The organism is Nonomuraea sp. NPDC003201, assembly GCF_053590415.1.
Window position 1 is genome coordinate 1 of sequence record NZ_JBSFTC010000767.1, and the last position, 1155, is coordinate 1155.

The following is a 1155-nucleotide window of genomic DNA, read 5'->3' on the forward strand; positions in this document are numbered from 1 at the left end:
GCCGTCGCGATCGGGCCCGTCGTGAGGCTGAAGAGCAGGGCGAGCCCGGCCGTAAGCACCCCTCTGGTTCTCATGCGGATACCTTTCTGCGCGCAGCGAGGGGCGATGCCCGCCGGAGCCGCGAATCTTGTCCGTTAGATCTTCCGAAGCGCTCTTGCTGCGGATCAAGATTGCGAGTCCGGCATACAAAGAACATCCAAAATCGGTATAAAGGCCCTTCCAGCTTGAACGCTTCACCCAACGGACGCCCTCGCACGGCGCCCAGCTCAGGAGAACGCGCGGTCATGGTGGTTGAACAGCCCGTATTCAGTGTTCTTGGGCCGCTGCAGGCCCGGGTCCCGGCAGGGCCCCTACGCATCGCGGGCAGGAAGCCCAGGCTCCTGCTCGCCTCGCTGTTGCTGGAGGCCAACGAGGTGGTCAGCTCGGAGGCGCTCGTCGAGGTGCTGTGGCCCCGGACGCAGCCGTCCTCGGCCGTGGCCAACCTGCGCACGTACGTGAGCACGCTGCGCTCGGCCGGCGTCCAGATCGAGGCCCGGCCCGCCGGTTACGTGATGCAGCTCGACACGGGGCGGCTGGACGCCCTGGAGTTCGAGGACCTGGTGGCCAGGGCGCGGGCGGCGGGGCGTACCGAGGAGCCGGCGGAGCACTTACGCCGGGCGCTGGCGTTGTGGCGCGGCACCCCGCTCGGCGACCTGCCCGCCAGCCCGCTGTGGGACGGGCGGCTGCGCGCGCTCACCCAGGCCCGGCTGGCCGCGGTCGAGGAGCTGGTGGCGCTGAAGCTGGCCCGCGGCGAGCACGCCGCCGCGATCGACGACCTGCGCGACCTGATCGGCGAGCACCCCTACCGCGAGGACCTGTGGCAGCAGCTGATCCTCGCCCTGCACCACAGCGGCCGGCGCGCCGAGGCCCTGAACGCCTACGCCACGATCAGGCGGCAGCTCGTGGACGAGCTGGGCATCGAGCCGGGACAGGAGTTACGCGACGTGCACGCGTCCGTGCTGGCGGGCGACGCCCCGCCCGCGCCCGTCGCGGCGGCGCCCCACCAGCTCCCCGCGGACGTGCCGGACTTCACCGGCAGGGCGCGGGACGTCGCGGCCGTGACGCGTGCCCTGTCCCCCGAGGCCCACCGGCCGGACGGGCCGCCCGCGATCGCCG

1 protein-coding gene is annotated in these 1155 nt (G+C 72.3%); it reads left to right on the forward strand.

Going from position 1 to position 1155, the window contains the following annotated elements; all coding sequences use genetic code 11:
- Positions 1 to 284: 284 nt before the first annotated feature.
- Positions 285 to 1155: AfsR/SARP family transcriptional regulator (locus ACWDX9_RS63505; RefSeq protein ID WP_449973485.1), on the forward strand; the 871-nt coding region annotated here is incomplete at its 3' end.